At 67.1% G+C, this 7,795-nt stretch carries 6 protein-coding genes; 3 read left to right on the plus strand and 3 right to left on the minus strand.

The window, feature by feature from the left end:
* On the minus strand, window positions 1-1,058 hold a 1,058-nt coding region (locus tag ELR45_RS33680), incomplete at its 3' end, for a sensor histidine kinase (protein ID WP_205857798.1).
* Window positions 1,059-1,224: 166 nt separating this feature from the next.
* Here ELR45_RS33680 and ELR45_RS33685 point away from each other — a divergent pair.
* Both ELR45_RS33685 and ELR45_RS33690 read left to right on the plus strand, forming a co-directional pair.
* Window positions 1,225-1,935: an ABC transporter ATP-binding protein gene (locus ELR45_RS33685; protein WP_129670183.1), complete on the plus strand. Its 711-nt coding sequence runs from the start codon at window positions 1,225-1,227 to the stop codon at window positions 1,933-1,935.
* On the plus strand, window positions 1,932-2,702 hold the full coding sequence (locus ELR45_RS33690) for an ABC-2 transporter permease (protein WP_129670184.1): 771 nt from the start codon (window positions 1,932-1,934) through the stop codon (window positions 2,700-2,702). Before ELR45_RS33685 ends, ELR45_RS33690 begins: the two co-directional genes overlap by 4 nt.
* Window positions 2,703-2,806: 104 nt before the next feature.
* Here ELR45_RS33690 and ELR45_RS33695 read toward each other — a convergent pair whose 3' ends face one another.
* Window positions 2,807-4,351: a hypothetical protein gene (locus ELR45_RS33695; RefSeq protein WP_129670185.1), complete on the minus strand. Its 1,545-nt coding sequence runs from the start codon at window positions 4,349-4,351 to the stop codon at window positions 2,807-2,809.
* Entirely contained in the window at window positions 4,348-4,863 is a 516-nt protein-coding gene (locus tag ELR45_RS33700) for a SigE family RNA polymerase sigma factor (RefSeq protein WP_129670186.1), read from the minus strand. The genes ELR45_RS33695 and ELR45_RS33700 overlap by 4 nt, the downstream gene beginning before the upstream one ends.
* A gap of 270 nt (window positions 4,864-5,133) precedes the next feature.
* Between ELR45_RS33700 and ELR45_RS33705 the strand changes: the two genes are divergently transcribed.
* Window positions 5,134-7,326: an MMPL family transporter gene (locus ELR45_RS33705; RefSeq protein ID WP_129670187.1), complete on the plus strand. Its 2,193-nt coding sequence runs from the start codon at window positions 5,134-5,136 to the stop codon at window positions 7,324-7,326.
* Window positions 7,327-7,795: the final 469 nt, after the last annotated feature.

Here is a 7,795-nt window from a genome sequence, read left to right on the forward strand (position 1 = left end):
CCGAGCGGTACGGAGAGCTCCCGCCGCCCTGGGCCGTCGTCGCTCACCTCGACCGTCACAGCCGTGCCGTCGGCGCGGACGCTCACCCGGCATCTGGCGGGAGCGGCATGCTTGATGACGTTCGTCATCGCCTCCTGCACGATCCGGTAGGCCGACAGCTCGACGCCCTCGGGAAGCCCGTCCGGGACGTCCAGGCGCAGGTCGACGTCGACCCCGGACGTGCGCGCGTGATCGGCGACGGAGACCAGGTCGGCCAGGCTCGGGTTCGGTCCGAGGCCCGCCGCGTCCGTGATCTCGGTACCGTCGTCGCTCTCAGAACGCAGGACGCCGAGCAGCCGGCGCATCTCGGTCAAGGCGCTGCGACCGGTGCTCTCGATCACCCGCAGCGCGTCGGCCGCCTCCTCGGGTCGCTCGCCGATGACGTGGTTGGCAATGCCGGCCTTGACCGTCACCACACTCATGCTGTGCGCGACGATGTCGTGCAGCTCGCGGGCGATGCGCAGCCGCTCGTCGGTGACCGCCTGCTGGGCCAGCTGCTGAGCCGTGTATGCGGCGTGATCCCGTCGCTCCCGGATCACCCGGCCGAGGGTCCAGACGCCGCCGAGGATCGCCACGCCGAGCGCCGTCACGCCCGCATCGGTCGACTGCCACCCGTCCGATCCGCCGACTGCCGAACCCACGACGGTGACCACGCTGAGCACGCCGATCGTCTGGGTGGGAACCCGTGGTCGCCGCGGTTCGGTCAGTGCCACCGGGTATAGGGCGGCCGCGGCGGCGAGGAACGGATCGGCGACAACGCCGGCGACCACTCCGATCAGCGACGTGGACGCTACCAAGCCCAAGACGGGCCGCGGCCAGATGCGCCTCACGGCGACTGGAAGCCCGACTGCGACGACGATCGCCGCGCCTGCCCACGCGGGCACGTTCAGCGATGACGGGGCAGCGAAGACCGCGGTGAGCACGACCGCCGTGTAGATCGCGGCGGCCACAACGTCGATGGCGATCAGCTGGCCGGTCGTCAGCTGCCAGCTCGGCCTACTCGTCTCGGCATGCTCCACGCGATGACGTTAGCGGGTCGAACCCGCCGACGCATCGGATCAGAGGATGTCATCCCTGGGACTGAGATCACGGTGCGCTCGTGCGCGCTCTACGCCGTGGGCCGGATGGAATGACCTGGACCTGGCTCCGATGTGTGAACGGTCTCCCGGAGAGAGCCTGGACGGCATGATCGATGTGAGAGAACTGACCAAACGATACGACGACACCGTGGCGGTCGACGACCTGTCGTTCACGGTGCGTCCGGGGCATGTCACCGGCTTCCTGGGCCCCAACGGCGCCGGTAAGACGACCACCATGAACGTCGCTCTGGGCCTGCACGCCCCCACCTCCGGCGAGGTACTGATCAACGGACGGCGGTACCGGGAGACCAGGCGTCCGCTACACGAGATCGGGGCGCTGCTGGACGCCGGCGCCGTCCATCCCGGGCGCAGCGCGCTCCATCACCTCCAGGTCCTCGCCCTGACGAACGGCATCGGGCCCAGGCGGGTGGAGGAGACGCTGGAGATGGTGGGCCTGGCCGGGGTCGCTCGGAAGAAGGTCGGCGGGTTCTCACTGGGGATGAAGCAGCGTCTGGGCGTGGCGGCCGCGTTGCTGGGCGATCCCGCCGTCGTCGTGCTCGACGAACCGGTTAACGGGCTCGACCCTGACGGCGTGCGGTGGATCCGCGAACTGCTGCGCTCGCTCGCCGCGGAAGGCCGGACCGTGCTGCTCTCCAGCCACCTGATGAGTGAGATGGAGCTGACCGCGGACCGGCTCGTCGTCATCGGGCGGGGGAGGTTGATCACCGACACAACGGTCGGCGAGCTGGCCGAACGATTCGGCCGCCTGGAAGACGCGTACATGTACCTGACGTCCGAATCGGTGGAGTACAGATGACCGACGTCGTACGCGCCGAGTGGCTCAAGATGGCTTCGGTACGGTTCACCGCCTGGTCCCTTCTGCTGACGGTCTTGCTGGGAGTCGGGCTGAGCTACCTGTTCGGACTCAGTTTCCGCAACGGCTTCTCCGACACGTCCGCGGAACGTCAGGATTTCGAACCGCTCTTCGCGACCTTCTACAGCCTGACGCTCGCGCAGCTCGCCCTGGTGGTGTTCGGAGTGCTCGTCGTCGGGAGTGAGCTTTCGACGGGAACCATCCGGACATCGTTGGCGGCGGTCCCGCAGCGGGGCGTGTTCTACGCAGGCAAGGTTCTCGCCGTGGCCTCGACGGCTCTGGGCGTCTCAACCGTCACCGTGCTGGGTGCATACGTCACCGCCCAGGTGGCGCTGGGACCGCACCGCACGTCGCTGGGCGCGGACGGGACCGTGCGGGCTATCGTCTCCGCTTGGCTCTATCTCCCGCTCATCTGTCTGTTCGGCCTGGGCTTGGCGATGATGCTGGGAAGCTCCGTGCGTACGCTCGCCGTTGTGCTTCCGGTGTTCTTCCTGGGGTCTCAAGGGCTCGGCAATGTGCCACACGTGAGTGCCGTCGCGCAGTATCTGCCGGACCAGGCCGGGATGGTGGCCATGAACCTCGTCGGCCCGCAAGACGATCCGCAGTTCGCCCGCGACTACGGTCCGTGGATCGGCCTGGGCATCCTTACCCTGTGGGCCGCGGCCGCGCTCATCGGTGGTGGGCTGGCCCTGCGCCGCCGTGACATCTGAGGCCGCTGACCCCGCTCGTGCTACCGGCCCAGTCACTACCCCCACCGGTGTAGGCGGGTAGTGACTGGGCCGGTGCGGTGTCTCGTTCTGTGCTGGCTGCTGACCTAGTGGTCCCACTCCAGCATGCGCAGGCAGTCCTCGGGGTCCGGGTCGTCGCTCACGCCGAGCCGGAGGACCTCTTCACCCTCCGGATCGGTGTAGCAGGTGTCGGGATCGACCTCGGACGAGTCGTAGATCGGCTCGCCGTCGGTATCGTAGGCGCGAAGCGCCATGCCCGTGTTGTTCTCCTCGAGGGGCAGGAACCAGTAGCCGTCGCGCATGATCGCATCCTGCTCCGGGCCGCCGGAGGTCTGGACCGTGACGCGGTCGACGTCGCTGGTGTACAGCCCGAATCCAGACGACTTCCGCTCGACCGGTCCTGTCAGATAGGGCGTGTCCTTGGCTTCAGCGGAGCCGAAGATACCGGCACTGGCGAACCGGCCGGAGCTGTCGAGTTCGCAGAGCAACTTGGAATCGCCGTTCTCCGCGACTATCCAGCTGACCGGTGTGTACGGCTGCTCGGTTTCGACGTCAGCATGCACTCCTAGGAGGGGTGTGTAGACGTCCCAGTCCGGCACGCCCTCCACGCACTCGGCGAGCGCCGGGCTCATCTCCGCCTCGGTCATGTTCTCTGCGTCGGGAGCCGGAATCTGCTCGGTGCTGGAGAGGTCCAGATCTTGCTGCTCCTGCTCCGCTCGGCTCCGCTCTTCTTCTATCTCTGCCGCGGCCTGCTCGGCGACTTCGGGGTCGATCTGGAGGTCCGGATCCGTGACGAACGCGAAGGCTTGCTCCAGGCTGATGTCCATCTCGGAGACCGGTTCCGTGCTGTTGTTGCCGAACAGGTCGTACACGCCGATGGCGGTGAGGGAGCCGTCGGCCCGCTCGTACATCACGCCGAACGCGAGGTCTCTGTCCGGGTCTTCCTCGGCCACCAGGACCGTCTCGCCGGTCTCCGGGATCGTCTGCTGTTCACACGCGTCGAGAGTCTCACAGCCGATCAACATGGCCACGTCCTCGCGAGCGTACTCGCCGTCGACGTAGCCGGGCGTGGTCACCGCTACCTGGACCATGCCCATGCCGCTCTCGCCGGGAACGGTCCAGCCCAGCTTGGAGGAGACACGCACACCGTGCTCGCCGGATCCAGAGCCGGTGTTCGTGGTCTCCTGCGGAAGATACGTCCGCTCCGGATCGATGTGTTCGGCGGCCGTGTCGAGAAGAAGCTGAGTGGTGTCGTCGAACTGCGACCGCTGTTCTTCAACCTCGCGCGCTTCGGCCTCGTCCTCCGCTTCCGTCTCCGTCCTCGTCTCTGTCCCCGTTGTCGTCTCCGTGTCGGGCTCGACGTTGTCGCCCTGAACCGAGGACTGGTCCGACTCGCCCGCGACGTCGAGGTCGGTGCCCGACCCGGGTGTGTCATCGCCGGGGAAGGCGAGGGCCGCTCCTGTCGCCAGCGCCGCGACACCTGCGACGCCGGTGGTCCACGACGCCACCCGCCTGCGTCGTAGGTGACGCTGGCCGCGCCGCAGGTCGTCAGTCGCCATGGAGGTCATGGCCGGCTCGTCGGGGAACTTCACGTCCCGGAACAACCGCCGCATCTGGTCGTCGTTGGTCATGCTCGCCTCTCCATCGTCATGTCATCCGCCGACAGGGCGTCTCGCAGGCTTGCGATGGCACGTGCGGTCTGGCTCTTCACTGTCCCTGTGGAGCAGTCCATGTCGTTGGCTGTCTCTTCCACGGACAGTTCGAACCAATACCGCAGCACGATCGTCGCCCGCTGCCGTTCGGGCAGCGCCTTCAGCGCGGTCAGGAGGGCATCGCTGTCCTCCAGCGAGAGGGCTTCCGGCTCGGCCCCGTCGAAGCCATCGAGGCCGACCTTCTCTCGCCGCCACGGCCGCCGCTTCTCGTCCAGGAAGGCCCGGACGATGATGCGACGTGTGTAGGCGTCCTCCGCACCGTCGGTGTGGATTCGGGGCCAGGCGGCGTACAGCTTTACCAGCGCCGTCTGGACCAGATCCTCTGCAAGATGCCAGTCGCCACACACCAGGTATGCGGCGCGGCGGAAGTACCCCCGCCGTGCGTTGACATACTCCACGAACTCGTCAGCCCGTGTCTGGTGTCTGCTCACGAAGACCTTCTTCCCTGCCGATAACTCCCTGTCGACCACTAAACGGAGTCCGCTGGAGATCGGTTGTCGGCCGGACCGAAGAAATTCTGTCACCTTCCGCCGCCCGGTGGTGACGGAAGAGCTGGGGGTAGCCCCACCTCGGCTCGGCGGTTGGCACCAGAGCGCGGCAGTCCGCCAGAGAGAACGATATGAGACAGCTCATCGATCGCGAGGTCGCAAGGCCTCAACCCCGTCCCAGATCGATTTCGAAACGCCCTGGAGGGCCGTGCCGTGTCTACACGATCAACCCGTCAACCCGTGACCGTCCGGGTCGCGCGATGGAGCGCGACCCATCCATGGCGAGCCATCGTCGGATGGTTCGTCTTCCTCGCGCTGTGCGTCGGCGCCATGAGTTTCGTCGGTATCAAGCAGGCGAGTGACGTGGAGCTCGGCGTCGGCGAGGCCGGCCGCGCCGGTGAGATCGTGGCCGACGCCGGTCTGGAGCAGCCCGAGACGGAGAACGTCCTCATCACAGCGGAGTCCGGAGCACTGGATGTCGACGCGGCGAATGCGGCCGCCGCGGCCGCCACAGAGCGCATGTCCGCGCTGCCGGAGGTAGCGGGGGTCGGGGAGCCTGTGCCCTCGGCCGACGGCGACGCCCTGCTTGTTCCCGTCACGATGAGCGGCGATCCCGAGACCGCCGACGAACGTGTGCAGGCGTTGCTCGACGTCACGGCCGACGTGAACGACGATCACCCGGACGTGCTGGTCGAACAGGCCGGCGGTGCGTCCGTCATGGACGGCTTCTTCGAGATGCTGGAGGAGGACCTCGGCACTGTTGCCATGCTCAGCGTCCCAGTGACGCTGGCGGTCCTGCTGCTGGCGTTCGGCGCGTTGCTGGCCGCGGGGGTTCCCGTCCTGCTGGGCATCTCGGCCGTCGGTTCGGCGATCGGTCTCTACGCGCTGGCCTCGCACGCTGTCCCTGACGGAGGCACCGTCACACATCTGGTGCTGTTGATCGGTCTGGCCGTCGGCGTCGACTACTCGCTGTTCTACCTGCGTCGCGAACGTGAGGAGCGGGCGAAGGGACGCGGCACGATCGAGGCGGTCGAGATCGCGGCCGCGACGTCCGGCCACTCAGTGGTGGTGTCCGGTGTCGCCGTCGCCGTCTCGATGGCGGGCCTGTACCTGGCCGGGGACATGAACTTCGCCTCCATGGCGACCGGGGCGATCCTGGTCGTGGCCATCGCGGTCGCCGGATCGTTGACGGTCCTGCCCGCCATGCTCGCCAAGCTGGGTCGCTTCGTCGACCGGCCGAGGATTCCCCTGGTGTGGAGGTTGACTGCCCAGTCTCGTCCCGCGTGGTTCTGGCCGACCGTGCTCCGCCCGGCGCTGCGGCATCCGGGGACCACCCTGGTGGCATCGGTGGCCGGACTCACCGCCGTCGCGATTCCCGCGTTGGGGATGAACTTGAGCAATCCCGATGAGGAGAACTTTCCGCGCAGCCTGCCGGTGATGCAGTCCTACGACCGGCTGGTCGAGGCGTTCCCGAGCACCGGCGCGACGCATGTGGTGGCGGCCGAAGCGCCGGCGGGGGAGATCGACGCGGTGCGCTCGGCGATGGACGAGCTGGCGACGCTGGTCGAGCAGGATGAACACTTCGCCCACGACCAGGCTCCGGAGATCGACGTCGCCGACGACGGATCGGCGGCCATGCTGACCGTAGGCGTGCCGTTCTCCGCCGACTCTGATGAGGCGGAGCGGTCATTGGAGATCCTCCGCGAACAGATGATCCCGCAGGCGTTCGATGGCCTGGATGCCGAACATGCCGTGGGCGGCGAGGTCGCGGGCAACTTCGACTACACGGACAACCTGTCGTCCAAGCTGCCGTGGATCATCGCCTTCGTCCTCGGGCTCGCGTTCGTGATGATGACGGTGACGTTCCGCTCTGTGGTGGTCGGCTTGACCACTGTGGCCGTGAACCTGCTGTCGACGGCGGCCGCGTTCGGTGTGCTGGCGTTGGTCTTCCAGAACACGTGGGCCGAAGGCCTGCTCGACTTCACCTCGACCGGATCGGTGGTCGTATGGATCCCGCTCTTCCTGTTCGTGATCCTTTTCGGGCTGTCGATGGACTACCACGTCTTTGTGGTCAGCCGGATACGTGAGGCCGTCCGGAGCGGGCTGTCCACGCCCGACGCGGTGCGGGAGGGGATCACCAAGTCCGCCGGCGTGGTCACCAGCGCTGCACTGGTGATGGTGGCGATCTTCGCGCTGTTCGGAGCGATGCGGGTGGTCGAGATGAAGCAGATGGGCGTCGGGCTGGCGGTGGCCGTGCTGATCGACGCGGTGTTCATCCGGGCCATCGTGCTGCCGTCGCTGATGGTGCTGCTCGGGCGGGCGAATTGGTGGGCGCCGCGGTTCCTGCGCCGTCGGTCCGATGACGTGCCTCAGGAACCGCGGCGGGTCCTCGAGCACGTCTCCTAGCACTATCGAGGATGAGCCGTTGGCCACCACCCAGTGGCCAACGGCTCATCCTCATGCCGGCGCTCAGCGGAGTATCACCGTGCGGCCTGGGAAGTTCGCCACCAGGCGCATCGTTCCACCGAGAGCTTCGATGTATCGGCTGATCGTCCGGATCTCAGCGGCTCAAGCCGGCGGATTCGCTCTCACAGACACATCTCTTGGCGCTGGAAGGTTCTCCCCGTCAGCGGTGGAGCGTTCTGCACGCTATGGCGCGGAAGGGATTCCACTGCTGAACGGAGAATCCTCCCCTGTTCGACGGTGCGCCGCCTCATGGCCATGCAGCCGGAGCGGTCCGGAACGGATCTCGCTCATAGCAAAGCAGTTGACCCCAATACGAAGATCAACATATACTCGAACACATGAACGGTTCCGGTGTGGTTGAGCAGCTGGCTGGTGTGATTGACCAGCTGGCCGACCTGCCTGCCGCGGA

Source organism: Phytoactinopolyspora endophytica (genome assembly GCF_004138495.1).
Taxonomy (GTDB): domain Bacteria; phylum Actinomycetota; class Actinomycetes; order Jiangellales; family Jiangellaceae; genus Phytoactinopolyspora; species Phytoactinopolyspora endophytica.